The organism is Bacillus sp. SD075 (assembly GCF_017355165.1).
In the GTDB taxonomy this organism is placed as follows: Bacteria; Bacillota; Bacilli; order Bacillales; family DSM-1321; genus Peribacillus.
In genome coordinates this window covers 322556-349034 of sequence record NZ_JADILK010000001.1, presented here as the reverse complement: position 1 = coordinate 349034, position 26479 = coordinate 322556, and the positions used below count along the sequence as shown (strand labels likewise).

The following is a 26479-nucleotide window of genomic DNA, read 5'->3' as shown; positions in this document are numbered from 1 at the left end:
AACGCCTCATGTTGATCTCTCCTCCCCTGGAGCATTCACCATCCCAAAGATTCCTTCTTTCATTGTGTACTACTCATTCCCATGCTCTGCGGATGCCTAACTAAAAAGGGCATGACCCGTTTATTGGTTTGTATACGGAAAAGTGTACAGCTAGATTCCATTTCGGCACATAAAAGATATCTTCTTTCCGAACTGGATTTCCAAACTTACTCTATTAAAATATTCCAGAGAGTCCTAGTTCAATATACTACCCATACATGTAGATATCATTGGTGACCACCGTTCTGTAAAAAACAACCTAAATCCCACCAGTAAGCCATAGGCACTATGTACGATTGTCAGCGAAACGCTCCGACCAGGTCATTCTTTTTTAGCAACCCGAATGTTTCATTTTAATCGCCTAGCTTGGCTAATCCCCCCGGAAATTAGTCCAGAATGTATTTGTATTAGGGTTCCATCAAGCGCAGAAACAACAACATGGTTCCAGCCGATGACTTTTACAGCATTCAGATATAACAGACGGTATTCCGCCTACATTCCCCGCAGAAAAATCAGGATCCCCGTATCCAATAAGAGGATATGTCAACCACGAGTGCTAGCGGCATGTCCCCTTTTCATATTAAGGCACAACAACATTTTAGTTGCTGTACCTATATGGTCAATCCTCTTCTTTATAGATACCCTTCGATGCTTTAATCATATTATCCAGCCACATTTTCTTAAATATATTCACACGGCGAGGACTGCCATTTCCTTCACCCTCAGTTGAATTTTCAATTTCTTCTGCGGTGTCGGAAAGTGTTACATTCCCTTCATCTGCTGAACTTTCCGTTGAGCTACTTTCATCCGATGAGCTTTCCACTGAACTGCTCTCGTACGATGAACTTTCCGTCGATTCACTCTCGTACGACGAGCTTTCCGTCGATTCACTCTCGTACGACGAGCTTTCCGTCGATTCACTCTCGTACGACGAGCTTTCTGTTGATTCGCTCTCGGTCGATGAGCTTTCCGTTGACTCACTCTCGGTCGATGAGCTTTCTGTTGACTCACTCTCGTACGATGCACTTTCCGTTGAATTACTTTCGTACGATGCACTTTCCGTTGAATATTCCATTTATTCATTAGCCTCCAATATTTATTTATTCTTCAGGGATATCCGTTGAGCTGCTTTCATCCGATAAGCTTTCCGTTGAATCACTCTCGTCCGATGAGCTTTCTGTTAAGCCGCTTTCATCCGATGAGCTTTCCGTTGAATCGCTCCCGTCCGATGAGCTTTCTGTTAAGCCGCTTTCATCCGATGAGCTTTCCGTTGAATCGCCCCCGTCCGATGAGCTTTCTGTTAAGCCGCTTTCATCCAATGAGCTTTCCGTTGAATCGCTCCCGTCCGATGAGCTTTCTGTTAAGCTCCTTTCATCCGACAAGCTTTCCGTTGAATATTCCATTAATTCTTGGCCTCCAATATTTATTTTTTTTTTTAGGGATATCCGTATTGCATATATATGCGCTTCCTTTCTAATAGGGACTTTGCTAATCACCCATTTTCAAGTAATACTTCATTCATCCAGACATATTCAGCAAATCCTTTACCTGGTCAAATTCATTGGATCCAAAGGCTTTTCTCCTGGCAAATAAAAAGCACATCGAATCCCACCTCCTGTTTAAGCAAGGCTGGCTGATCATGATTACCCATGTACACATCTAAAAATGACCTGCAAAAGATCTATATACTTAAAAAGTTAAACACTAGGCCAAATTACACAACCTAAAACCAGGGAAGTGTGAATTCCCCGATCAGCCAAAGCATTAAACTATTAAATGAATCTAACTGCCTACCCTTTAGATTTGTTCTAGTTACTAGTAACCCTACATCCAAATATGCCAAAGGTATTATAAAATAACAAAATATACTATTCTTTTAATATGAAATTAAATATAATAGATGAAGTGGTTACAAAATGAGGAAGGAAGTAAAATATGAGACATGAAAAAAAGAAGAAAAAGAAACGGACATGGCTGAAGGTAGTCGGTATAATTGTCCTACTTATTATATTAGCTGGCGGAGCCTTCGCCTACTCCGTATGGAATTCACTGACAAAAACCGTTGACACGATGCATACACCAATAGACCGTACCACGGATAAACGGACGAAGGACCTTGCACTATCAGATCAGGAGCCCTTCTCGATGCTCATGCTCGGTGTCGATGAACGTGATGGCGACAAAGGCCGTTCAGATACCATGATTGTCCTGACAGTCAATCCACAAAAGAAATCGGTCAAAATGCTTAGCATTCCGCGTGATACACGGACCGAGATCGTCGGTCATGGTACACAGGATAAAATCAACCATGCATTTGCCTTCGGCGGCGCGAAAATGTCCATGGATACCGTTGAAAACTTCCTTGATATCCCAATCGACTATTATATGAAGATCAATATGGAAGGCTTTAAGGACATCGTTGACGCAGTCGGCGGCGTGACCGTGCAAAACGATCTGGACTTCACATCTGATGGCATTCATTTTGCAAAAGGCACGCGTACTCTTAACGGGAAAGAAGCCCTTGCCTATTCTAGAATGAGACATGATGATCCGAGTGGTGATTTCGGCCGTCAATCCAGACAACGTTCCATAATCGAGGCCGTCATTAAAAAAGGAGCGAGCGTTTCCTCCCTGACGAAATACGATGAAGTCTTCGATGCACTCGGTAATAATATCCAGACTAATTTGACGTTTGATGACATGATGGACATCCAAAAGAACTATAGGGATGCAAGCAAAAGCATTACCCAATCATCCATAAATGGCAACGGAACGAAAATCGACGGAATCTACTATTATATTGTGTCGGATGAAGAAAAAGAAAAGGTCCAATCCGAATTAAAAGAACAATTATCCATCAAATAAGAAAAAAAGAAAGAGCTGTCCGGACCCGCATCCTGACAGCTTTTTCATTTTACCCGTCCAATATTCTGACAAAAAACGAACACCAATTGTAGAGATTTGTTGGAATTTTTGTTGTTTATTAGGCATAAAAAGACGGTATAATCTAATATGAGCTGACAAATCCATCTTCCACTTGCCCCTTTCAATCACTTGACACTAATATTCTTTGGACCCGGAATTCCATCACCCATCATTCATCAACTATCATTAAATAATCCTAAACAAAAGGAGTGGATTTACATGAAAATCAAAGCAGGCAGCTGGGCTATGCTAAGCACACAGGACAAATTGTTTATACTGAAAGCCATCAGTGACCGTTCAAGAATGAAATATGTTTCATGAGAAGTAGATCCATTCGGCATTACATGAGAGCATCGCCTCTCCCTTTTCAATTAAACGAACTTGATCCTGAAAAAGGAGAGGAATCTATTCAAACTGATAATCCCATAACAAACGCCATTCGCCTTTTTCTCTCACGACATAGCAATTTTGTTCCAAAGTAAACACCCCATAGCGAGAATTGAAGACCTGTGTAACTGGAATTTCATAGGCCGTTTTATGCAGCCTTCCTTTCTTATCCAACTTCCAGTTCTTCACCTTCTTGGAACGGCCTACATCATACTGAAAGGTCTCCACATCCATATGCTGTAAAAATACATGTGACCGGTTTTGCACATAATCTGCCCGATTCGGGAACCGCTGCTTCATTTCCGAACTTAATAGATCCCAGGATTCCCCGAACTCCGCTTCACTTTCATACTCATAGAAATCTTCAACCACGCTTTTTGATCCGCTCGGAAAAAGAAAAATGATACACGCACCTGCAGCTAAAACCATGAGAATAACCGTCAATACTCCTATTGGAATCTTCCCTTGTCTCCTCACCCTCATCACCCTCATAGGTTATCTTTCATTTATATATATAATGGAAAACCATAAAAAAGAAGCATGTTGTTAGACATGCTCCCAGACTGTAGACAAACTCGATGAAAATCGAGTTTGTCTATTTTTATGGCTTGTACAATTTGGACGTTGATTTCCACTCCAGGCACTCGCTTTCCGCGGGCGGTCGGGGAGCCTCCTCGGCTTTCGCCTGCGGGGTCTCCCCTAGACGCGCTTTTCCCGCAGGAGTCTCGTACCTTCCGTTCCAATCAACTTTGTTTTACCTTTTAGATAGAACACTTTTGCCTAGAGTCATTTTTGTTTTAAAATAGAAGGATTAAAACTTGAGGTGATGAGGATGCTTTCTAAACATGATTCTATTCAGCGAGATCAACTTGAAATGATTACTTTAGATCAATTGGTGCACCTCAACCCCTCCATACATAAATGAAATGCCACTTAGCTTATCATGCCAATATGGCGTATTGAACTTCGCTAAAAAAGGGGTCATGCTTTGCTCCTCATACGTCTGCGATGAAAAAAAGAGATGACCATCTCCCATAAAACAAGCAAAATGGGGAAGAAGTATTTACGGATCATATTCTTTCAGGTTGCTCCATGATCACGCTTAACTTCTCCTTAATCTCTTCCACAAGTTCATTTACCGTAACATCCTGCCCAGACTCTCCTTTTGCAAAAGTGTCTTTTAAAATATCAAAAAAATCCATAAGAAATTTCCACTCCACTATATAATTGAGCCACCATTTCATACCGATGTCCTAATCCTTTTTTCAAAAATAAGGAATTTAGCTCATTTAATTGATAATCACATATAAAGTGGAAATTGGCAAGCAGAACCTAGATTAAAAACCAAGAATTTTTCCAATTTTGACATTTCTGAAACATTTCTCATGGGTGAATACTAGTAAGTTTTAAGTAAATACGTGTGGATATAACAAAAAAAGGACCGATTCCTCAGCCCCTACGATACCCCACATTAAGATTGACCCATAAAATAAGTCATAAATGAAATCAAAACTAGGATTATAGTAATATATGTCCCAATAAAAATTTTCTTGCTTCTCTGTTTCTTTTCATAAACTTCTTCGAATGTAATGAATTTGTTTTTTGACATCAATTTCTCCTTGTATTTTGATGACTGCTATCTGGCTTCGCCTTAAGCGAAGTCACTTTGCTTGATCTATATATATAGTATCGGCATACAACTAAAAAGATTTAAGTATTATTAACGATTTTTTACAGGATATATATCCTATATCGTAAGAGGTGCGACTAACGCATTATGTACATTAACTAAATTCTATGATCACCATGTCAAATCCTGCCTAGGTATCATTTTAATCTTAATTTTTTAAGCGTTTACTTTATAAAATTCATGATTATTTTTATCCAACCGCAAAATGACAACCATAACGGTATACTGATTAAAGTTCCCCATATCAATCCCTTCAAAAACGCAACAGGTACATCCATAATAAAAATCCCTCTCAATTAGGTTTGCCTTTTTATTATTGTCTCCATGTTCTTTTTTCTGGATACCTATTACGGTGTTTTCCGGTAATGAAAATAAAAAAAGAAGACTGTATAACAGCCTTCCCTAACGAAATTTTATTAACCCCTAATATCTGCTTTTCCCGTTCATTTTCCTTTGATGAACTCCCGCACTTCTTCAATAGATAATCCTATATTTTTAGCTTCTAAAATTAGATAAAACCATTCTTCCCGTTCATTGTTAGCTTCCATGACAAATCCCACCCAACTTGTGGTAACACAGCCGTCTTAGCAAAGCCTTAGACCTGTAATTTTGCGTCCCTACTTTTCAATAGGTTTGCCTTTCTCAAGAATATTTCACATTAATTATTCCCCAAGATTAATAAATCTCTTGCTTCCCCTGTGTCCATGGTACTAAATAAACCATCATGTCATAAAAAATTTACCCTGAAATAAAACTATATTAATGTTAATTATACTTAAAAACGTAACAATAGCTCTTAATACTATTCGTTTTTTTCTGTCATTTTTCAACATCATTCATCAAAAAGTGACATTATACTGTAAAAATACTGTTATCATGCGCTTTCTTTAGAATTCTTTTATTAAAAGTGGATTTATAATAGCTATAATAAGCACGGATTTACTATTCCGAAAAAATTTTTTGAGTTAAGTTGGCTAAGTGATTCAGTTTTATTTTAATTTCCCAAGAAAAAAAGCCAGCATTCCAAACCATAATATGGCAGCATCCTGACTGTAACTCTAGTAAAATATTCACACACTTGATTCCATTTGGATACCTAATAAATTGCTGAACATCCCTCTTTTTTCATTCGCTAACTGGTTATATTCACCGACCTGAATGATTTCCCCCTGATCCATGACCACCACTTGATCGGCATTACGAATCGTCGATAATCGATGAGCTATGACGATGATGGTCATTTTTCCTTTTAGTCTTTCAATAGCGGATTGAATCTTCGCTTCGTTCTCCGTATCCAAAGCACTCGTAGCTTCATCCAATACCAGGATGGCTGGTTTGCGTAAAACCGCTCTGGCTAACACTAGGCGCTGCCTTTCCCCCCCTGACAGTCGCACACCCCGATCACCGATGAGTGTATCCAAACCTTGTGGAAGCTTACTGACAAAATCAGCAGCTGCAGCGAACTCTAAAGACTCCCATATGGACTCATCACTTGCCTCAGGGTCAATGATCAGCAAATTCTCCCGTATGGTTGCATTAAAGAGAAATGGATCTTGCGGAATATAACTAATGGACCTCCGCAGTGATAATAATCGGTCATTAGTAAGCGGAATATCATCTATTCTGACTTCGCCTCTAATAGGTTGATTCAATCCCATTAATATATCTATGAAGGTACTTTTCCCGGCCCCTGATCGTCCTACAATAGCCGTCATTCGGTTAGAGGGAATATGTATGCTTATATTTTCAAGGGCATAAGTGCTCTCATTTTGATCATAACTAAAATAAACATTACGGCACTCTAACCCTCTTTTAATCTCAACAGACATAATATTTTTATAATCAGATTCATATAACTCTCTTGCTCTTCTACATTCGTTTTGTAAATCCGACAACGCTTTAAAAGATGGAAGCGTAGATCCTATCTGCTCTAAATTGGATTGAATGCTAGTAAATCTTGGCCACAATCTTGAAAAAATGACCATGATCAGCATTAATTGTGCTGGCTGGGCCATGAACATCTTTATCGAAAAAAACACAAAGATGGCAATTAATAGTGAAGATACAATTTTGAAGATCATTTGCGACGTCGTATTTAAAGTCGTTAACTTGATTCTGTTTTTTTCCATTCTCTCACTTAAGGAAAGAAACCAATTCAAATGAGACTCCTCTAGTGAATTACTTTTGATATCTTTCATTCCATTAAGGTGATCTGTCATGCCCGCTAAATAGGTTTGCGTGAGCTGAAAGGTTTCCTTTCCAATAGACTGAGACTTTTTCACAAATTTTCGGGAAGAAAAAATAAGAATGAGCCCAAAGGCTATGATAAAACTCGTCATTGGAACAGATAAATAAAAAGCTATTCCGATTTGGATCAAAGTAAAAATAAGAGAAGATATAAACTGTAAAAACAAATTAATCCCTGCACTTACATTGAAGGTTTCATTTGTCATGATGTTGATAATATCGGATTTCCTCTTTTTTAGATAAAATCCCCAATTAACCTGCAGCAGACTGCCATACGCCTCATCCCTTAACTTTCTAACAAAACCTTGTTGGATTTTCACTCCCAAGATTGTTTGATTCCGCTTAAATACACTTTGTCCAACCATTAATATCACATAAACGCCAAGTATTATTAATAGACTGAGCGTTTCCGGAATTCCTGTGAATAATCCATTAACCCAGCTTAAGAAAGGAACGTCATCCGATTTTATATCCATTACACCAGTCAACCCAATCAATGGGATCAATAAGAAAACTCCTATACCTTCTAAAAAGCCTATTAAAATCATACAAATAAGATTGATATATAATATTTTCCCCGAATAATCATGTATTTGTTTCGAAAAAAGTAAAAGATGCTTCATAACCATATCCTCCATTTTCAGGCCGTATTTGATCGTTTTCCTCCATGTTACTGATGATAAATCTCGAAAATGGAAGGAAAGGTTTTGCGTATCACTTTTCAAAAATTATGATTCAATGAAGATATAAAAGAGTATAAGTGGGGTTGGTGACGCGTGGACTCCTGGATAAATCTTTGAGGGTTTATTTGGTTACAATAAAATGTTTTCATATTTATGAACTTCCTAATATCATATTGTTAACTAGATTCTTGTTCTTTCAGACTTGAATATTCGTTCTCATTAGAGAACTTAGATACAACAGTGAACCTATCCATCACTTCAGCTCCGGTTATATAAAAAGGTCCACTGCGTAGCCAAGCATGTGCAATGAGCCCTCCATTCTCATCTTTGGCTGTACCTAAATAAAGTGTGCTATCAATCTCTCGTTTTTCCAGCATCTTCATAGCCGCCATTGCCTTAACAAGACACTGGCTTTCCCAAATGGTGTAACGGCTCATAATATTTATGGCTCGCGATACATTGGCTAAAATCTCTTTATTACCTGCATTCCATTCATATGATGACTCTTTCATCTGTTCACCAAGTGTTGGGGCAACTTTTGAAAAGGAAATGCTTTTAAGATAACGGGCCCTGCCTAAATGTAAAACCGCTTCGATATACAGCAGCTTTGTCTTGAAATTCAAACGTAGAAAAGTCCGAGCTTTCTTTACGATATTCATTTTTTAGCCTCCTAGACTAAAGATTCATGATACTAGGAATGGACGCTAACTAAACCTTGTTCTAACAATTGACTTAGAAAGTCCGTGACATGCTCTTTACAATCGGTTTGATCGACAGTATATTGTGACTGTAATGTTACAACTAACTCTTGAATTGTAATGGGTTCCTTCATTAACTCCCATATTTCCCCTCCCAGTTCACCTAAATTATAATATTTTCCGTTAGAAACGCTTAACATGACTTTTTCTCCATCCATATCACTTACTATGTTTCCTGGACTTTGGCTATATTTCGTATCAAGTTGATTAGTGATCATGAACTCTTTCCTCCCTTTTTAATACGTTTAAAATGATTTCCGATAAGTCTGGCGCCGTGAATCGATTTGTTGGCCTGCGTAATTGGAAAAACTCGATTTTCTTAATCATTTTGGCAGAAGTATTAAAGTGCCAGTCCATCAATCCGGATCTTTGGATAAAAAAATTACGGTATGTATGATGATACAATTTATAAAATCTTTGAAGAGATGGTATAGGCTTAATATCTATCTCGTCATTTTCTCCCTTGATCAATTCAAATACACCTGCGAGCGGAAGTTGTTCGGTAATAAACTGATCTTGAACCGGAACAGCGAATTTATCTTCTCTAACTATGAGTGGCTGATAGTTATTTGAATCCATTTCAAAATGCTTTAAGCTTTCCAACCATAATTTTTGTTGTGGATATGAAGGAGTAACAATTGGTACATTTTCATTATTTAGCGTTACTGGTATGACATCATCACTCATGAGCTTATAGCCCCTTTTTAAAAAAGCTGAAGCAAGAGTGGATTTCCCAGCACCAGAATCACCAACAATGGCATAGGCCTTTCCATCTATGGCTACCGCACTTCCGTGTATAGGAAGGATTTTTCTTTGCATCAAAATGGCACCCATGCATGTTCCGAGGATATAAAGACGAATCTCATCCTCTTGTGCCTCATCAATTGGAGAAAATTCTATTCTATTTCCGCTTTGAATCAAGAAAATCGCCGTCTTGGAAACATGGAACATGATCCAGTCTTTCTTAATGACAAAATCATCATCAGGAACTGAATGCTCAGACCATAATGCATGAAGATCCACTTTTTCGATAATGATATCCGTTTTATCATCCTCTATATTAATAGGTAGCAATTCGGGCAAAGCTATATCGCTTGTAACGGTTAAACCATATGCTACATATACAGCCTTTATTTTGATGCCGATCATATAAATACCCCCGCACATAAATAACGTTTCTTTATTAGACTTGCTCTAATGTATAAGTCATACCCCTATTAACTGGATAAATAGGGGCTTAGGGGAATCCTAACAGACTTATTAGCGTAAAAAAGGTTAACTGAAAGTTATCTCACCTTTAGGTGTATTTGATGGGAAAGCAGCATCTGTATATTCCCCGTCAGTTCCAAGCATCGTTTGATTAACATCAAGAATTTCCAATTCAGGTTTTTTCCATTCCTTTTTCATAGTATTCACCTCCTTTTAATTGAATCGTTTTAAAAATCGATACACAATTAAACTCCGCATCAGGAATTTATGGTCGGGATTTGTAGCAAGTTCTGGTCCAGTTCCTTTTTTTATCGTTACTAATGCATTCTTTATCGCTTGACCATCCAGGTATTCCAGAGCTTTATCATCCGTGCTCAGCTGCTTTATCTCCTCTATGAATTCACCCCATTTAGGAAGCATACGGTGAACCCAATCAGCTCCCTGCACACCCCTGTACCGTTGGTTTAGCCGTACCTTATCCGGTAAGACATTCACTGTAGCATTTCGAATCAGGGCACGATCCATTCCATTCTGTACATATTGACTTTCCGGGAGTGATAAACAAAAGCGAATAACACGGATATCATTCGTCGGATCTCGCTTCCACAACTTATATCGTAAGGAGAGCTTTGTGGAAAGAGTATTCCCTGCATTCCATTGAAAGATATCTTCAAAATGCTTTCTTCTTTCATTAAAAATATCAGAATTCGAATACCAGCCTGTTTCATCCATGCCGAATCCTTTAAATCTGTCATATACCCCTGTTCCTTCTGCAAATCTTGGATTGATTAAGGAAGGGATTTTATATGGAGCACCTTCCGGGAAGAACCGATCAATGATTGGAAAGCCGATTCTAGCAATAGCTTTCACCTTTCGCAATCTAGATCCACCAACATTTCTGCTATAATGGTCCAATTCTTGATAAAGCCGAATCCATTTTAATCTTTTTAATAGAAGGGAGTAATATTCTAAGGGGAATCCCCAGGAAATCGAAAAGTTGCCTCTATCCCCATTAAGCAAAACACCTATGTCGTCCTCATTCGCTTTTTCAAACATCCCTTTCAACCAGAAAGAATTTTCAAAAAACTTATAGGGCATTTCCATGATGTCAAGGAAGTCTTCGATTTCAGAATAGGAGTCTTTCCCATTAAAGTCACAATAATGATCAATAATGCCACCAACATGTCCTACCGTCGGTTTGATGAAAGGCCGCTCATCCGCCAAAAAATATTTAGGAGTAAAATCCTTGAAATCTTCGGGAGGAATATAACTATATGTATGTAGTTCAGTGCTTTCCTGCCGTAATTTATTCATAGCATAGCCAACAACAGCCCCGGAATCCAACCCACCACTCAACTGGGCGCCAACTTTCCGATGTGTCCTTAATCTTGATGTTACAGCTTCCTGGAAGACACTTTGAAATGCTTCTATGTAATCCTCATTAGATTTAAGTTTTAACTTATCTTCTTGAGTTAAATAGGAATATCGTTTTAAAGACACCCTATTATTTTCTATTATTAAGCTATGGGATGGTGGTATTTGGTTTATGGCAGTATATGGCGTTATTGAAGAATCTACTGCATCAATCATTCCCGATACGGCCAAATACTCCGCAAGCCACTGCTCATTCAACCTTTTTTCAATAAAAGGTAATGACAAAAGAGGATCTATGGTCGTGCAAAAGGCAAATTTCTGGTGGTTTTGGTGATAATAAAGCGTTCTGCTTCCCGAAAAATCCCTTGCTCCAAACAGCTTCTGTTTCTTTTCGTCCCAAATGACAAAAGCAAAATCCCCAACTAAAAATCCGGGTGCATCTTCACCCCATTTATAGTAGGAAAGGAGAATCAGTTCGCTATCCGGCATGCCCTTTTGATTAGATGGCTTAACTTGTAACCTCTGAAATAACTCATCACGATTATCAATAATAGCATCAGCAGTAATCGTACATTGCCTTTCAAAATCATAAAGCGGGAGCTGCTCTCCAACAGATTCAGGCGTGATCCATTGAGCATGACAACCAAGAAAAATCTTTTCTGAATGCCACATTTGGATAGCATCAGCAGGGTACTTTTGTAAAGCCGTCATCAAATTATGGCATTGTTGAAGATTTATTGGCTTTTCATTAAAATGATACATACCGGCTATAGCACTCATGTTTTCCCCCTGATTGTTTTGTTATGTATGGTTGTTGATAATAATCATTTTGAACTCACTTTATATATGCACAATTTAAGGATATCACGGAGTAGTCTTACTTTATCTTTCTCCTCCGTTGGTTCATTACCTTGATGAAAATACTTCTATCATCTGACTTAAAAAATTTCACCCCAACTAACTTTAAAGGTGTCCATATTTCTTTCATTTGTAATAGAGGCATTTTTTTCATCCTTTCTTTAACAACTAAGTTATTGCTTTGTTATTGTGTCATTTAATTGTTTCTTCTAAGTAATTTATATCTCTTAAAATAATCAAATACCTATTAAGTTTTTAAATGTTTTATTTTCCATACTCTTTAGTAGTGATTCTTTTTAATTTATTCTTAGTTCAGAAGCCATATGGTTTCAGCCACTATTCATTCAATTTTTTTGAAAATAAGGTAATGTAACTAAATTTCATATTGTGTAATAGCTTAATTAATATATTGAGTAGGTTGTTACATTTAGAAACCTTAACCTCACCTCTATAAAGAACTCACTGTTCTTTATAACGAATAACATAAGCTGAATTTACCACCTAATTACCCCTATGTCAATACCTTTTATTTACATATACATTCCCTAAAAGGAGCTATAAAAGTCTTTGGATTGTCAACACTGGACTAGACAACTTTCTAAAGGTGTTCAAGTTATACTCAATCGGACTTAATAGCCAAGTGTTCCATGAATACGAATATGATTAAATCAATGTATATAGTCCTATAACTCTCTTGTAAGATCCGTCAGTGTTTCAAAATGGTGACCCTTAACGAACTCTGTTTTGATGATTTTGAACGTAGCTTCTGCTACGGCATTGTCGTACGGGCAGCCCTTCATGCTTAGATTACGTTGAATGTTAAATGCTTTAAAGCATCATCTATTAGCTAATTCTTAAATTGCGTTCCTCAGTCCGTATGAAATAGCTGAATCTTACTTAGGTCTACCTTGATTGATGAAAATGCCTAATAGCAGGTAGAGAAGAGGCCGTGTTCTTTCGTGATCCGCCCAATCCGTCAACATGGAGACCATTAGACCACGCTTTATTAATTCCATTTTAATCTTTAGCGTACCATAGTTTTGGCGGCTGTTCTGAAAGATTGCTATGATTCTAAGGTTACTTCATCTACCGGTGACCTTTCTTTTCCTTCATAATAATAGGTGCTTCTTGGCAATTGAAGGACTTCACACATTGCTGATATCAGTATTTATACTAGTTATTCCGGATCACATTTACTTTCGTCCTAGTAACAGCGCAGCTTGCTTAAATTCCAAATCACTTAATAATCTAATAAAATATTATTTGTAATAATATTGCTAACCCTTCAAGGAAAAATATAAAGTCTTTTTACACTTTATTTATAAAATATAAAAAGACTTTACGGTCATTTCAATTTCTATACTTAAATGGTATCTAATCTAAAAAGGTGAATATTAAAAAAATAAAAAATACATCACATTACCATTATTGACTCTTAAATCCGCGGTAAAACTACAAATTCTTAACATTTTAGCTCTTTTATTTTCTTCAACCGACCAATAAATTTGTATAATGATACGTATGGACGCCATTATGTTTACCTAGAAGGACCCAACTCTTTTAGCTTTAAATTTTAGGACTGATATAATGTATCCTTTAACACGGTTTCCAATCATATATTTTTGTTTATATAATTATACAAAGTTAGATATACACAGGTAGTACTTCCTAGTTATATTAATATATAGTTGGTTCTGGGTAATAGTTATAATTAAAAAATTGGTGTGTATATTAAATAAGAACTTGATGAAGTATCCCACTTATAATACTTGTCTTTATCTGTTGAATAATAAATAAACTCATCAATATTAGGCATTACAGGTCGCTGTGTGAGTGTTCCAACTGCTCTTATATTTGTTCTCCCTGTACCGAGAACATTATTCCCCCATGCCCAGTAGCTTCCTTGCCAAACATAGCCATGATTAATTTGAACATTCCACACAAAAGGCCAGTTCCATTTAGCTGTGTTTACAGGTGAAGCGGAAGCCAGGTTTAAACCTTTACCTATTGCATGTACTGCAGAATCTGTTCCTTTACCGGCAATCCATTTTCCATTAGTAAAAACAACTAGGCACTGAAGTTCTATACAAAAGAACGAATCACCTTCTGATGATTCCCTGCTCCAAAGTTCTTTAGCTGATTTTGAGTTTACGGGTGGTTCTAAGAAAAACATATTAGTTACTTCTTTTAATACAATTCCTATACCATCCTTTGTTGTTATCATATAATACTTGCCATTTTCACCCTTAATTACAGGTGCGGCAGGATGCTCATTTCCTGCAAATGTTAGGGGTTTTGTATGAACACCAAGTACATAAGGACTTGAAGCTCTTTCTCCATTTCTTAATCTAGGCTTATACTCAAGCCCATGATAATCATTAATAGTTGGGAGCATGTTTTTTTCATCTGGATAAGTACTAGGATTTCCGTAATCATTGTACTTATTTGCATTTGCGCTCCACGGAATATAATCGTTTTTTATGAATGTCACAGTGTTTTCATTTTTAGAGACAATTTTATCACTCGATAAATCTGAACTAAGCATAGTTCTATAAGAACCATTATGAACAATTTTCAATGTGAAAGAGTCTTTTTCATTTCCATAAACTCTCCAAGTCCCTTGACCAATACTAAATATTGGATTACCAAAGAATCTATTACCTACCAGTGACACTGAAAAATCGTGATTAGCAAAACCGTCGGGATGTTCAAAAGAAATGAGTCGTCCCGCTTCCTTTTTGATAGATTCAAAATAACAATCTTGGATTTGGAAAATAGAAGTATCAGATTTGTTTTTAACTCCGCTTTTACTTCCGTAAAATCCATAATCTACCCCTTCTATGGTTAACCCTCTAAATTTACACCCCATAATTCTTGTGGTTAATTCAACACCTATAGACTTTACCCTTATGTTGTAGTCTACATCAACCTCCCCAATATTCTTAGGAATAAAAATAGTTTTTACTGGAGAAAAGTTTATTTTTACGTTATTGAACTCAATACTGTTTACTTCATTAGAACTACCAGGAACAGTTTTAATTCCGGATAAACAATCCTGTATTACACACTCTCCACTAATTTCTCCATAGTAAGTGTCTGACAGTTGCATACCCACAAAGCATCTGTAGATTCGAACATTATCTAAGAACCATTCAAGAGCATCATTAATTTTAATACCTGTTTCGGCTGTATAGTTTCCTTCAACAGCAAGTCCCTTAATTCTTCCATTTCTACAAGTCCCATAATTGTTACCACGACTTAAAATTACCATGTCTCCTCCATAGTTAGTTGCAGCCTTTAACGTACATCCAGTTCCCTCAACAAACCAACCTATTCCCATCTTTTGTGTAAAATTAATAGGTTTGCTTATCCGGAATGTCCCTTGAGGGAAGTATAGCCGAGTGTTTTTATAGACAGTTGCATCATGTATCATTTTTTGAAGAACATACCAGTCAGCTGTATCAGTTAAAGTGGCCGAGGAATTTAGTAACTGCACTTCTGCTAGTGTTACAGTTGGGAAAGCAATACTGATTGATATTTCTTTATCTGTCCCAAGTCCATTATATTTTAATGGTTCTGTCATTTATAATTTACATCCTTCCTCTGGTAATATAGATTAAACAAAGAGTTACCATACAATATTCCCTTTTACTTTACTTTAAATTTTTTCCACTTTAGTTTTTTAGTTCCAAGACTTGTACATTAGAGCTCTATCACTTACTTCTTATTGTGTATAGTTGGATTGGCTACACTTATCTAGTCAGAAATATAGAAAATTAGACTACAGACTTAATAGCTGTGTAAAGTCTAAGAAAACTAAAAGAAAGCGAAAAACGTATAAAGTAAAATTAAAAACTTGTAGCGGTATCTGTATGGCAAATAATTAAGATATACTATTATATTCATTTATATCATTGGTGGTTACATCTCAAATTGTCTTAAAATTAATAAGGATAATTATAACCTGTATTAGAAAATCTAAATTGAACTCTGGAAGTTCTTGTAATTATTATTGCATTGCCTTCATTTCAAAAGATTTTTTCTATACTACTTTCTAAATCTATACTAAGTAACCCATCTTAACGGTTGAGATTCCAATAAATAACAGATACTCATCTCATCACTGATAAAGTTGGAGTCTTGAGCGATACTAAAGATTAGAGAATTTTTTATGATTAGAATTACAACAAAAATGGTGTACAAAAACATATATTATTGAAAAAACGGATTTTGCTCGTAACCAGTGAGTAATAGTAATACAGAAGAGAAGAACAAGTACTTCAATCCTCTAAACGAGGCAAAGGAGAGTAGATTGAAGGAATTTTAGCTTTGCGTTTCTCAAAGAATTCAAGAAAGACAAATTTCCAATTCCTTTTGAGGAAATCCATAGAATATGAGGAGAAAACTACCACTTTTCGAGGTTTCATTAAATTAATTAAATTACTCTATGATGTATCATGATTTTAAGTTATTCCAGAGTGAAGTATGTGAGATTTACGACGGCGGAATTAGAATTAGAAACACTGATGAAATGCTATATGAATGCCTTTGCTTTTTTTAATATCCTCCTAAACAGATTCTCTATGAAGATATAAAAACAGTGATCACAGAGCATGCCCGATTGTTTGATCTCTTATTCAAGAAAAAATTATTCCTTCGCTTTACGGTATGCCTACCAAAAGGTAAAAGTAAAATTGGATTATAAAACATAAATCTCTAATGAGCTTTATGAGATTACACAAAATTAAAAAAATGGCAGTAACACAAGTATCCCACTGGTTTGGCGGCCAAGATTCTTCATTTCCCTATTACTATTGTTGAAACGTGTTCACTAGTTTCTTATGTAACTCCGAAGAAGGTGAATCTGTATGAAGAAACAACTCAAAGAGCATTTATAAAATCTTAGTTGGCAGGGTACAGCCAACTATATGAACTTTTAGAGAATGGATCTAAAAATAATGTATATATCTTGATTTTTCACAATTTCAGTATAGAGATAATCTGAAGCCAGAAGCTGCGTCATATACTCATCATCAAACGATGTAGTTGGATACTTTCCTATTGATGAACCTTCGATTAATATCTTTTTCAGATAATCTTCAAGCGATATGTAAATGGGTCTAGAATCCTAAATATTGAAAGGCATGATGTCTTAGTTAAAGCGAATCTAGACCCTCGTCTTCATCACTTCACCATTTTTTCACACAAAGGTGAATCTTAATGCAAGAATCTTCACTTCCAAAGTAATTGAGAAAAAATTTTGTGGGAGCTATTATTTCGGTGAAAATGAGGAATAATAACTAGGTGTAGACATTTAGATAACAAAGAATCTGATGATTTTACTTTTAAAAAATTCCATATTAAAGGTTGACAAGTTTTATGAAAGAAACAAAGTTTGATAGAAAAAGTAAAACTGTTCTATAGAAAAATACAACATTGAACATGGAGTTATTTTTTTATGTCAATCTTATAATTATCAGATTTACAAGTATATCAATGAATGGACATTATTGTTAATATATAAAATCAAGAGTTTTACAAAGATGATTACTGACAGCTGCTATTTATTTTTATTCTGCATAAAGAGCATTCTTTTTAAGAGTTCAACAATATCCAGTAAATGATGTCTATAAATAGAAATTATATAATCATTACTAATGAGATTTTTTAACGACTTTAAAATAATCGATTTTTACAGATAAGAGTTTCTTAATAAAGGACAAATCCTCCAACTTGTATGAAGAACTCTGGTGTATCCCAATTACAATTATAAACGATTCAAAAATTCAAATAACCTTAGTTCGTTGAACTCTGAACTAAGGCTGGTTTGTATAAGGCTAGCTAATTTATTATCTACTTGAAAGAGAAAGCATCATCTACTAGTTCCCAACCCTACTATCCTTTTTATAAGGGTATAGTGTTCAGTTTTATCTTAAGGGATCTCACCAGCTCCTCTACTTTAAGTGGTACATTTTCTCTTTCTCCAGATCCATAATAAGGGCCGTAACGGAAAATACAAAAAATAAATAGACTTAGGTAACTTCAATGTTTTTTCGTCCATAGTATTAGGGTAAAACAATAGAATAATGTGGATAGTTTTCTGCAAATATGATGTATTTAAAGAGAATAGATAACGCTTATAATTATATGTGGACGTAATAATATGTAATGGAACCATTTCCCTGATAAAGAATATTGTATTTTGAGCCAACTTTTTTGAATGATTTTCTAACATCAGTGGTTTCATTTCTTCTTTGATTGGAGATTTTAATAGCTGTAAAGATAAAATTAGCGCCTGTCCTACTATATGTGGGATTTGATATTTTTTCAAAAGTGTATTATATTGATCTAGATAAAATCCTTTTCTTAACATATAATCAATATCTAACAACCAACGAAGTCTAAACCACCCATGACGAGCACCATGAGAAACAAGATATAAAAACAAATCCTCCTCCCCTAACATATTGACAGGAATGCTTGTTATATTGCTTACTCTTTTTCTTTCCCACAATTCATTAAAACTTGGTACGTTCAACGGAAGAGGTTGTAACCGCCAATGTACTTCTAGTAGTATTTTCTTTTTAGGGTTGAAATAAGCTACGTGATACCCCTTCCATTTCACCTCATTTTGTAAAGTGGTTTCTCCCATTCGTACATAACCAAAGTTTAAAATTATTTTTTCTGCTTTTTCTAGGTCAGTTATTGGAACTAAAATATCTAAGTCCTTTGAAGTTCTTAAAGAAATATCTCCATAAATATCAGACGCAATTACAGGCCCTTTCAAAAAAAGAACTCTAATTTGATTTTCATTAAACAACTTACCTAATTGCCCCATTTCACTGCTTAAGTGTAGCATTTGAAAAGTATTTCTTTTGAACTTTTGGTACAAAGCCTCAATAACATTTGAAGGTATTAATTCTTCTAATTTAATTAACTTTAAATATACAATTGGAAAAACGCGGTGATGTATAGCTAATTTAAGGAAATTATCCCAATCAATATTCCTGATTTCTTCCTTTTTAAATGTCTCTATTTTACCATTTTCCGTTCCTAAAATTTCTAGTAATAACCTTAATTCCTTAGAGATGAAAGACAAGTTTAGACTTAAATTGTAATCCATTATTTTCTCCTTATAAATTACCATTAATTTTTAAAGTAATTCCAAAAACAGAACAATTTCAAAATTTAGATACCTAGTAAGTTCTAATTAACGGATTTTTAATCCAAAAACTTAATATTTTTTTGTTAATTTAGAATTTTAATCGTTTAAAATCATAATTAAGCCTTTGGATAGCGCCAACTACAAAGCAGAAAAAAGTAAAATAATCAACTAGCCCTTGTAGAATTGGTTCGACAAAAAAGGTAATAAAAAAGGACGTATACAATGCAATAATTAATCCTTTTACAAACATCGGGTGTTCTAACGTAATAAAAGACATAACAGAAATTATTGAAATTAAAGTAAATATCATCAATAATATATTAGGTAAAATTCCAACATCATAACCGATATCTAGCCATAAGTTATGAGCATAACCTATTTCTATATTTGTTTGTCTGCCACCTAATGGATTTTCAAATAGACCCATAAATGTAGACTTCCATGCAGTAAACCTTGGGTCATCTCCTAAATCAGATGTAGTAAAACGGGAATACATTAAAGTATTTTCCCAGGCATTCTTTACTCCAAAAAAGTTTTGAATATATAGAATGTATAAGATCAATAAGTAAAATATTATTAAAATTAATCTGAGAATTTTTTTCATCCCTATTTTTCCAGTAAACACAATCACCATCAAACTAGATAATATAATAATGGCTAACCCAGTTCTATTTCCTAAATTTAAGGTTGTATAAACGGCCGCAGAAAAACAAATAATGCTAACAATCTTTAATTTTTGGCTTTTGTATTTATCAGATAAAAAACAAATTGGTAGTAGTCCTAACCCTAAAGAAATATATGCATTCATACCTGTAGCACTTATAACGTTATTCCCCCAAAGATTAATGACCATACGTCCTTCTGATTCAATTGCAGAAGTCATGTCTCCATACAACCAGATAGTTTTTATTAAAGATAGAAACCCGTACATAGTACTTGAAACTATTATTAAGTAAAAGTATCTAAAAGTTTTCTTGTAGTGGTAGTCATTTTTAACTAGCATATCTCCTAGTATATAAAAACAAATTGGATAATAGACTCGACCAATAATAGCTGGTAATGTCGCGAATTTGTAAAAATACAACATTGAAGCGTAAATAATACTAAAAAACAATAAAACAAATGATGTTGCATAAAATACTCTGTTAAATCTATTCTTAAATATATAGTATGTTATATATGGCAAAAAAATAATTGGAATATAACTTCCTATATCAAGAAAATTTGAGCAATATATTGCAATTGAAAAGCAGTATATTATGTCTTTATAACTAAAAAAATTCTTTCCTCTTTCCTCTAAAGGCACTTCCAATTTTCAAACTCCCCTCCATTCCAAAAGGTTTTCTAGATTAAATACTTTATCTTACAAAGAGTAATAATCGCTTTAGAATCAAGCATGCTTCCGCCAAACACCAACAGGTTTCAAAATTTAGTAACCTCCGGATATTTTTTTTGCACACTACTTGTTGTATTTTTATAGGATATATTGCTTTTTTTATACGCATAAACAAGTAATTGGCTAATTTTTTCTTAACATTGTTATAAGATTTGATTAATTCCCAGAATTTTCGCTATAAACTCAGATAGTAGAACAGCACACAGGATACTATATTATTAGCCATTACAAACTTTATTTATTAAAATATCTAAAGGTATAAATCGGCAATATTATACTTGGCACGAGTAGTGAGAAAATAGTCCCTAATATAATTGCAGATACCCCCAAATCCGTATACTGAACTAAATATATAGATAATGGAATATTTGTAATTGTAGCTATCCCATAGCACAGTATCTGTATATTTAACTTATTTAGTCCATTTAACATATTTTGAAATATATTGCACCACATGTGAAAAATTGTAAAAACAACCATTAATATCGTTAATATTTTGGGAATTATAATGTTAGATCCTGTCCAAACATTTATTATTAAAGGTGCTAAAAACCCCATAACAATGACTCCTATAACTAATAAAGAAAATATTAGTAATAACTTGGAAAATGTTTTTTTATTTTCATTTAAATTATTATCAGTTACATCTCTTAGTACTTTAGTCCATATAGGGGTAAGGACTATTCCAAGTATTATTGTGTTTACACTTAGTAATTTATATAGCAATTGATAGGATGTTACTTCTTCAACACCTATAAATTTACTAATCAAAAAATTATCAGTATTAAATAATACTATTATAGATAATTGTAATACTAAAAATTTCAAGCCTACATTAAATATATCTTTAATTAATGATTTATTAAAGTATTTAAAACTAAAGGTTAAATTTTGTTTATTCACTTTAAATATCCATATTGTGGTTAACACTAATACTACAACAGATGTTCCAATGTATATACAACCTAAGATTATTAAATCATTAACATTCAATAAGTACAGAACAAATATAAAAAATATATTTACTATGTTGACTAAGGTTTGTACGCCAGAGATTATATATGATTTATATATAGCATGTAAAATGGCAAATACTATTGATAAATAAAAGTTCATAGAATATAAAATAAATACAACACAAACAAATAAAATTAAGTATTCATTAGAAATTATATTGTCATCAATTCCAAACAATGTTATCCAATCAATAAAATGGGCAGAGATACAAGCACTTATAATAATTATTATAGTAGGTATTATCATCAATATATAGGTCGTGCTTATATACATGTTTGATAATTTACTATCATTTTTTGATATAGATTCGGTCAGTTTATTCCTTAGGCTATTTCCCATTCCAAAATCAAAAAAGGTCATCCATGTTAATATTGATGAAATCGTTAGCCATATTCCATTTATTTCATCGTTTGAAAAATACCGGTATACTAGTCCTATCAGAAGAAAATTTGTTAAGACTCCAAGGGCTCGAAATACCCCTATTCCAAATATATTTCTTATGACAGGTCCAAAGATTAAATGTTCTCTTAAATTAATCTTGAAATTCATAAAGGCTCTAACTCAACTCTTTCTTTACTTTTGCTGGTACTCCAGCAACCAGAGTATTTTTTTTTATATTATTTATTACTACCGCCCCTGCAGCGACTACTACTGACTCCCCTATATCAGCCCCATTTACAATAGTTACATTCGTCCCTATCCAGGTTCCACTTTCAATTATTGTATTAGATTTCAATCCTAATCCAGCTCTTCTATGACTGTCTCCTAATTGATGACCCCCAGTATTTATTGTAATATTCGGAGCAAAATCACATCTATCGCCAATGGTAACATCACCGTTACCATCCACAGTAAATTTTTTCCCTATCCAGCACTCATTCCCTATTTTTATCTTACTTCCATAATTAATATAAATCGGCCCAACTATTTTAGATCCTTTACCAACTTCCACGTCAATAATCGAAAACAGGAAATTCTTCACACCAAAAAATCTACTTCCTTTAAAGAATTTATTAAGTATAGTAAGAATTACATAAAACAAAATCTTTTTCATGACAATCTTCCTCACCCTAAAATCATTTATCTTCCCCAAACTACTCAGTTCATCGAACCTACTAAATATCTCAAATTATATAAAAGGGAACGGAACCCAATGATTATAATGAAGATTTATTTATCCGGTAGTAGTTTTATAAAAAAGCCCAATATTACAAGTATCTTACTATCGACCAACCTGTCCTTTTTAAAATGTTGAATTAATAATAAATTCATAGATCACTAAAATATACTCTTTAATTTTTTACCTGTAGTAATCCATAGGAGTAGGCCGTTTATTTATCACTTTTCTTCCTATTATTAATTATAGTTTTAAAAATGTTAATATGCTCAATGGCCATATTTTCAATGGTATATCCTTTTATTTTATTTAAATTATTATTAGACATGTTTTCTGATATTATATCACTTTCCAAAACTTCGTTTATTCTTTTCGCAAGCCTGCCAATATCATTAGCTGGTACAATATAACCGTTCTCACCATTTTTTACTAGTTCAAGTCCAGCTACACATTTATTAGTAGTAATGATAGGCAGGCCATAAGACATAGCTTCATTAATTACAAGTCCCCATATATCCTCTCTAGTAGGCAATACAAATAAGTCACTTGCAAGATAATACTCTTCTAACTCTTTTTTAGTTTTAAAATTAATAAAATGAACATTTGACAAATTTAGCTTTTCTTTTAAAATAAGATATTCCTTCGTTGGCTCTCCACCTATAATATAAACACCATAGTTTTTTGGAAGACTTACACAGGCATTTAATAATACGTCAAAGCCCTTTCTATAGATAAATTGTCCTATAGATAAAATGTTTTTTTCTTCACTAATATTAAGTTTAAGTTTATACCTTTTCTTCATTTTCTGATCAATAGGAGTTCTAAGAACTGATTCTTCTTGAATAGAAGTAAATGGATATAAAAATATTCTTTTTGAATCTGCTCCATAATAATTTAAATATTCACTTGTTTCGTTGGCTGTGCTTAACCAATAATCTGCACTAGAAATATAATATTTCTTTATAGCTCTTTTAAACCAATGTTCTTCTCGGTTAACTAATCCACCATCTGCATTGATAATAAACGGAATTCCTATTAACTTCATATAATTAATAGCTAACATACCTGTAGCAGTTGAATATCCACCTACAACAATTAGATTATAAGAATCTTTTTTCAGATACTTAAGAACCTCAATACTTATTGCGGAGTCAGCTCTAAGTTTCTTTCCTTTCAAATAAAAAGCCTTATAATTATCATTTTTATTTTCAAACCATTGATTATTTCTATCATTTGCATCTGAACGCTCAAATAGGACTGTCAAGTCACACATTTTCCCTAGTTCATTAAAGAAACTAACTCGATACGGCGCAGGGATATTTGTTAAATATAAAACTTTCATAACATCAGATCCTTCACAACAATTGGATGTTTTTTTATTTATTCAAATGAAAACAAACCTTACTGCAAAACACTTTTAATGAGTTTTCTATTTTGACTTAGTTCTGTTTTTGAACTCAATGGAGCTCTATAGCTAATCTTATTCTTTAGTATATCTTGAATTAATATAACTAGTTCATTAGAATCAAAAGGATTAAAAAAATAAGCATTTGCATAATCATCCAATATTTCATGCGCAAAAGGAGTATCTGCAGCTAAAATAATTCCTTTGTGTAATCTAGCTTCTAGAATTGGTAATCCAAAAGTTTCAATATAAGAGGGGAAAATTAATATTGATTTTGCATACATAGCAAAAACATCTGCTCTAGACATTGCTTTACTAAAATGTATCGGTAATCGATCTTCCTTTATTTGATTATAAAGTCCTTCAACATATTGGCTTTCGTTACCTGTTAGAGTGAATATAATCTCATATTTTAAATGAATTAAATTTTTCAACTCTTTGCAAGCATCTATAATTACTTGATGATTCTTATACTGCATACCACTCGCGGGGAAGAAAAATGTTGTTTGCGATTCATTACCTGGTACAAAGTATTTATTAATTTTAAAATTAATTGCTGGTGAAATGACTTCGATTTTTTGATTTTCCACATTAGCTTTTTGAACGCAAGCTTGTTTCATCCATTCAGTTTGAACAATTACTTTCTTTGCTTTTTTTATTGAACTGATAATGTTTTTCCCAATAATATTTTGAATTATCCAAAACAGTTTATTATTTTTGAATGTGAATTTATACTCGACAAAAGGTAATGATTGATGCACATAAATAATCTGCTCACAATTCACACGAGGAATTGTGATATTTTGAAGAGAAAAAACCTTATCCGCTTTATATTTCTTCACTAATTTAGGTGCAATGACTTGATCAAAATAAAGCCTATGCCCCCAACTTTTCTTTATCCATGGAAACCTTAGAACTTTAATATTTTCCGTCTCGTTCAATATTGGGTTACTTAACACAAATATCCAATTAATGTTTGCATGCTCACTCTCAACGACTTCATCGTAAAAATCATTTAAAACAGATAGCGCACCACCTTTTTCAGCTGGAACATCAAAAACCATAATATTCATAGTAGATTAAACCTTCCCCCAAACAACCCTATTCACATAATCCGTATAAGACAGTATAATCCTTAAAACTTTATCAGATACATTAGGCATACTATAATCACCAACAAGTCTTAGTGTATCCTTTTCTTGTGTCTTCAATATCTCTAGCCCTTGTAATATTCTTTCCTTTTTTAAACCTACCATCATTACCGAGGCCTCTTCCATTGCTTCAGGTCTCTCATGAGCATGTCTTATATTCAATGCTTTAAATCCAAGAATAGAAGATTCCTCACTAATTGTTCCACTATCACTAAGAACTGCCTTCGCTTTTGTTTGAAGCTTCACATAATCATTAAAACCTAATGGTTTCATCGTTTGCACTAAAGAGTTAAATTCTATCCCTTTAGCATTAATCATATTTCTAGTTCTAGGATGTGTACTCACAATTACTGGAATCTTGTACTTCTCAGCAATTGAATTCAAACTATCAACTAAATTCATGAAATTAGTTTCTGAATTAATATTTTCTTCCCTGTGAGCTGACACTACAAAATAATTTCCCTCATCAAGGTTTAATCTCTCTAAAATATCTGATTCTTCAATGTCATCTTTTCTTGAATTGAGGACTTCAAACATTGGACTTCCAGTTTTTATTATTCTATCTGCAGGTAGTCCCTCTCTTAACAAATATTCTCTTGCAATATCACTATAGGTCAAATTTATATCAGCTGTATGATCTACTATTTTTCTATTAGTTTCTTCTGGTACTCTTTGATCAAAGCATCTGTTGCCTGCTTCCATATGGAAAATAGGAATATGTCTCCTCTTAGCTGCAATAGCACTTAAGCAGCTATTCGTATCACCAAGTACCAATATAGCATCAGGTTTTACTTCTTCCATAATAGGATCAATTCTAATCAAAATATTCCCGATAGTTTCTACTGCCGTTCCGTTTGCAGCATCAAGGAAATAAGTAGGTTTTTTAAGTTTAAAATCATTAAAAAACACTTCATTTAATTCATAATCATAATTTTGACCCGTATGAACTAGGATATGTTCTATTGCATTTGAGTCTTCTAATTTATTTATCACTGCTGATAGTCTTATTATCTCTGGTCTTGTACCAACGACTGTCATAACTTTTAATTTTTTCATTA

General features: G+C 34.0%; 20 protein-coding genes, 1 pseudogene and 1 riboswitch. Of the genes and pseudogenes, 1 reads left to right on the top strand and 20 read right to left on the bottom strand.

What is annotated here, in order from left to right:
- Nucleotides 1-658 precede the first annotated feature (658 nt).
- A complete protein-coding gene (locus IOC57_RS01600) occupies nucleotides 659-1114 on the bottom strand; it encodes a hypothetical protein (RefSeq protein ID WP_207437066.1) in 456 nt (151 codons plus the stop codon).
- Nucleotides 1115-1139: 25 nt separating this feature from the next.
- The gene (locus tag IOC57_RS01595; RefSeq protein ID WP_207437065.1) at nucleotides 1140-1442 is read right to left on the bottom strand and encodes a hypothetical protein; all 303 of its coding nucleotides are present in this window, start codon (nucleotides 1440-1442) and stop codon (nucleotides 1140-1142) included.
- A 532-nt stretch (nucleotides 1443-1974) separates the two neighbouring features.
- Here IOC57_RS01595 and tagU point away from each other — a divergent pair.
- Nucleotides 1975-2904, top strand: coding sequence for a polyisoprenyl-teichoic acid--peptidoglycan teichoic acid transferase TagU (gene tagU, locus IOC57_RS01590; protein WP_207437064.1), 930 nt, complete (start codon nucleotides 1975-1977; stop codon nucleotides 2902-2904).
- A gap of 465 nt (nucleotides 2905-3369) precedes the next feature.
- Here tagU and IOC57_RS01585 read toward each other — a convergent pair whose 3' ends face one another.
- From IOC57_RS01585 to wecB, 18 genes and pseudogenes are all read right to left on the bottom strand, one after another.
- Entirely contained in the window at nucleotides 3370-3828 is a 459-nt protein-coding gene (locus IOC57_RS01585) for a hypothetical protein (protein WP_207437063.1), read from the bottom strand.
- A gap of 593 nt (nucleotides 3829-4421) precedes the next feature.
- A complete protein-coding gene (locus tag IOC57_RS25620; RefSeq protein ID WP_286184430.1) occupies nucleotides 4422-4553 on the bottom strand; it encodes a YwzD family small protein in 132 nt (43 codons plus the stop codon).
- A 931-nt stretch (nucleotides 4554-5484) separates the two neighbouring features.
- The gene (locus tag IOC57_RS01580; protein ID WP_207437062.1) at nucleotides 5485-5589 is read right to left on the bottom strand and encodes an anti-repressor SinI family protein; all 105 of its coding nucleotides are present in this window, start codon (nucleotides 5587-5589) and stop codon (nucleotides 5485-5487) included.
- An 18-nt stretch (nucleotides 5590-5607) separates the two neighbouring features.
- Nucleotides 5608-5689: riboswitch (cyclic di-GMP riboswitch) on the bottom strand.
- A 422-nt stretch (nucleotides 5690-6111) separates the two neighbouring features.
- The gene (locus IOC57_RS01575) at nucleotides 6112-7911 is read right to left on the bottom strand and encodes an ABC transporter ATP-binding protein (RefSeq protein ID WP_207437061.1); all 1800 of its coding nucleotides are present in this window, start codon (nucleotides 7909-7911) and stop codon (nucleotides 6112-6114) included.
- 236 nt (nucleotides 7912-8147) lie between these two features.
- Nucleotides 8148-8630: a lasso peptide biosynthesis B2 protein gene (locus IOC57_RS01570; protein WP_207437060.1), complete on the bottom strand. Its 483-nt coding sequence runs from the start codon at nucleotides 8628-8630 to the stop codon at nucleotides 8148-8150.
- A gap of 32 nt (nucleotides 8631-8662) precedes the next feature.
- Nucleotides 8663-8947, bottom strand: a complete 285-nt coding sequence (locus IOC57_RS01565) for a lasso peptide biosynthesis PqqD family chaperone (protein ID WP_207437059.1) — start codon at nucleotides 8945-8947, stop codon at nucleotides 8663-8665.
- Complete coding sequence (locus tag IOC57_RS01560) at nucleotides 8937-9878, bottom strand: HPr kinase/phosphorylase (protein ID WP_207437058.1); 942 nt, start codon at nucleotides 9876-9878, stop codon at nucleotides 8937-8939. Before IOC57_RS01560 ends, IOC57_RS01565 begins: the two co-directional genes overlap by 11 nt.
- Before the next feature lie 126 nt (nucleotides 9879-10004).
- The gene (locus IOC57_RS01555) at nucleotides 10005-10136 is read right to left on the bottom strand and encodes a paeninodin family lasso peptide (protein ID WP_207437057.1); all 132 of its coding nucleotides are present in this window, start codon (nucleotides 10134-10136) and stop codon (nucleotides 10005-10007) included.
- 15 nt (nucleotides 10137-10151) lie between these two features.
- Entirely contained in the window at nucleotides 10152-12092 is a 1941-nt protein-coding gene (locus IOC57_RS01550) for a lasso peptide isopeptide bond-forming cyclase (protein ID WP_207437056.1), read from the bottom strand.
- Nucleotides 12093-12886: 794 nt separating this feature from the next.
- Nucleotides 12887-13394: pseudogene (locus tag IOC57_RS26705) on the bottom strand (IS3 family transposase); the annotation flags it as partial.
- 487 nt (nucleotides 13395-13881) lie between these two features.
- Nucleotides 13882-15753: a pectate lyase family protein gene (locus tag IOC57_RS01540; RefSeq protein WP_207437054.1), complete on the bottom strand. Its 1872-nt coding sequence runs from the start codon at nucleotides 15751-15753 to the stop codon at nucleotides 13882-13884.
- A 2376-nt stretch (nucleotides 15754-18129) separates the two neighbouring features.
- Nucleotides 18130-19293, bottom strand: coding sequence for a nucleotidyltransferase domain-containing protein (locus tag IOC57_RS01535; protein WP_207437053.1), 1164 nt, complete (start codon nucleotides 19291-19293; stop codon nucleotides 18130-18132).
- Between the two features lie 130 nt (nucleotides 19294-19423).
- Nucleotides 19424-20647 (bottom strand): hypothetical protein, encoded by a 1224-nt coding sequence (locus IOC57_RS01530; protein ID WP_207437052.1) that lies wholly within the window; start codon nucleotides 20645-20647, stop codon nucleotides 19424-19426.
- A gap of 318 nt (nucleotides 20648-20965) precedes the next feature.
- Nucleotides 20966-22297, bottom strand: a complete 1332-nt coding sequence (locus IOC57_RS01525; protein ID WP_207437051.1) for a lipopolysaccharide biosynthesis protein — start codon at nucleotides 22295-22297, stop codon at nucleotides 20966-20968.
- 7 nt (nucleotides 22298-22304) lie between these two features.
- Entirely contained in the window at nucleotides 22305-22802 is a 498-nt protein-coding gene (locus IOC57_RS01520) for an acyltransferase (RefSeq protein WP_286184429.1), read from the bottom strand.
- A gap of 277 nt (nucleotides 22803-23079) precedes the next feature.
- Nucleotides 23080-24207, bottom strand: coding sequence for a glycosyltransferase family 4 protein (locus IOC57_RS01515; RefSeq protein ID WP_207437050.1), 1128 nt, complete (start codon nucleotides 24205-24207; stop codon nucleotides 23080-23082).
- Between the two features lie 59 nt (nucleotides 24208-24266).
- Complete coding sequence (locus tag IOC57_RS01510) at nucleotides 24267-25343, bottom strand: glycosyltransferase (RefSeq protein WP_207437049.1); 1077 nt, start codon at nucleotides 25341-25343, stop codon at nucleotides 24267-24269.
- Nucleotides 25344-25349: 6 nt separating this feature from the next.
- On the bottom strand, nucleotides 25350-26477 hold the full coding sequence (gene wecB, locus IOC57_RS01505; RefSeq protein WP_207437048.1) for a non-hydrolyzing UDP-N-acetylglucosamine 2-epimerase: 1128 nt from the start codon (nucleotides 26475-26477) through the stop codon (nucleotides 25350-25352).
- Nucleotides 26478-26479: the final 2 nt, after the last annotated feature.